2 protein-coding genes and 1 pseudogene are annotated in these 2,200 nt (G+C 58.0%); 2 read left to right on the top strand and 1 reads right to left on the bottom strand.

Annotation, left to right across the window (positions count from 1 at the left end):
- Positions 1 to 607 (top strand): annotated as a pseudogene (locus ACRC1E_RS07505) (polyphosphate kinase 1); the annotation flags it as partial.
- A 64-nt stretch (positions 608 to 671) separates the two neighbouring features.
- On the top strand, positions 672 to 1,160 hold the full coding sequence (locus tag ACRC1E_RS07500; RefSeq protein ID WP_438514483.1) for a DUF456 domain-containing protein: 489 nt from the start codon (positions 672 to 674) through the stop codon (positions 1,158 to 1,160).
- Here the strand turns inward: ACRC1E_RS07500 and ACRC1E_RS07495 are convergent.
- The gene (locus tag ACRC1E_RS07495) at positions 1,157 to 2,092 is read right to left on the bottom strand and encodes a patatin-like phospholipase family protein (protein WP_438514482.1); all 936 of its coding nucleotides are present in this window, start codon (positions 2,090 to 2,092) and stop codon (positions 1,157 to 1,159) included. The genes ACRC1E_RS07500 and ACRC1E_RS07495 overlap by 4 nt on opposite strands.
- Between the last annotated feature and the right edge of the window lie 108 nt (positions 2,093 to 2,200).

Raw genomic sequence — 2,200 nt, 5'->3', positions numbered from 1 at the left:
TAACGATATCTTTGTCCAGATCACCGGACTGGGTCGCGCCAGCAAGTTAAAATTACTGGCACAAAGCCCGTTCACCCTGCATTCCATGATCATGCTGGCAATCACCCGTGAAACCGACAATGCCAAGGCAGGCCGCCCGGCAAGCATCATCGCCAAAATGAATGCCCTGCTGGAGCCGCAGGTGATCCATGCGCTGTATCGTGCCAGCCAGGCCGGTGTCAAAATCCAGCTACTGATACGCGGCGTCTGCGCCTTGCGCCCCGGCGTAGAAGGGCTGTCGGAAAATATCAGCGTACGCTCTATTGTCGGGCGTTTTCTGGAACATCCACGCGTGTTCTACTTCTACAACGACAAGATTGAAAACGTATATATCGCCAGTGCCGACTGGATGGGGCGCAACTTCTTCCGCCGCATCGAGTCCTGCGTCCCCATTATCGATCCGGCACTCAAGCGCCGGGTGATCAAGGAGGCGTTACGCATGAACCTCACCGACAATTTCAATGCCTGGGAAATGCAGTCGGACGGCAGTTACCGCAAAAAAACCGGCCGCGGTAAAACACATAGCGTGCAACAGAGCTTGCTGGCCGAATATACCCGGCAAATATGATGCTCACGGCGGCTCAAGATAAACACCCGCCGCCAAGGAACAATACCTACAAGAACGGACTCCCGTGGATCTGTCACTCATTGGCTATCTGGCCGCTACCCTGCTGATATTGGCAGGAGCTGCCGGCGTGGTTCTACCCGCCCTGCCCGGCTTGCCGCTGATGTTTGGCGGCATGCTGCTGGCAGCTTGGCTGGGCGATTTTCAGCACATAGGCTGGCTGCCCCTCACCCTGCTGGGCATACTCACGGCTGCCGGCATGCTTGCCGACTTTATCGCAGGCATTCTGGGCGCAAAAGCCGGTGGTGCCAGCCATCAGGCGCTGTGGGGGGCATTCTGGGGCAGCATCTTCGGCTTGTTTCTGGGCATCGCCGGGCTGATTATCGGCCCGCTACTGGGTGCGGCCATCGGCGAATACATCGCAAGACGTGATGCATTCCAAGCCGGGAAAGCCGGACTGGCTACTTTTATCGGGCTCTTGCTGGGCACCGTCGCCAAACTGGGTTGTGCACTGGCCATGCTACTGGTTTTTGCCAGCGCACTATTGCTAAGCTAAGCGCTCACTATCCGTGTGTCGGCCTCTTTCTGGCATAAACGCCAGGCATAGCGTGCCATAAACTGCCGGCCGCAGGCGCGCCCGGTCGCATAATCCTGCTCCATGGCGGCAAGAGAGCTACCCAGCGCATGACTTCTTAGCGCCTGCAAGGGCGCAAGCTCCATCACCCTCACGCCGGCCGGTGGCGACTCGATAAAGGCCTGAGCCTCGCGATAAGCAGCCTTATGCCGGTTCACCACTTCGGCGGCCGCCCGCAAGCGCCCGCCTTGCGGCAAATGCACAACCGGACGCGGTGCCGATTCGGTATGCCCCACCGGCAGCGTACGCACCACGACGATCAAATCAGCCCCCCGCTCATGCGCAGCCTTGACAGGTAAAGCATCGCTCACGCCGCCATCCCAGTAGCACACCCCGCCCAGCGTCACGCCACCACGGTAAAACATGGGCACAGCACTGGATGCCTTGATTGATGGCAGCCAGCCATGCCGGTCTACCCGCAAAAAATCCGTCACCAAAGTATCACTGCGGCTGGCGCACATATAAAGCTCGCGCCCCGCCAGACGCAGCATGGCACGCTCCAGATCCAGCGGGTACTCACGCGCTGCCGTATCCAAAAACCAGTCCAGATCTATCAGATGACCGCCACGCATAAAGCGCAACGGGTTATAAAATTCCTTGCGGGTACTGTAACGGCGGATAACATGGCGCGCATAGCCCAGTTGTCCGCAAGCGTAAGCGGAAAGATTCTGCGCACCGGCCGACGTGCCTATCATGAGCTGGAACGGAAAAAACCCTTCGGCCAAAAAGGCGTCCAGCACACCTGCTGTAAAAATACCGCGCTGACCACCACCTTCGCACACCAGCGCCAAGCGGCGAAAACCCATCCATACGCCCTGTTCCGCTGCACCGGTAAGATGAATACGATACGTCATAACCCCACCCTTACATGCGAGCCCTTATCCAACAAGCTTAGACGGGGAATGCACGAATGCCATTAAGCCTGACAAAACAAATAGCACGCTGCATTTGATGCATCGTGC

It is taken from the genome of Craterilacuibacter sp., assembly GCF_051659485.1.
In the GTDB taxonomy this organism is placed as follows: domain Bacteria; phylum Pseudomonadota; class Gammaproteobacteria; order Burkholderiales; family Chromobacteriaceae; genus Craterilacuibacter.
Note: the sequence above shows the minus strand (reverse complement) of the source record. Positions and strands in the feature narration are given on the sequence as shown.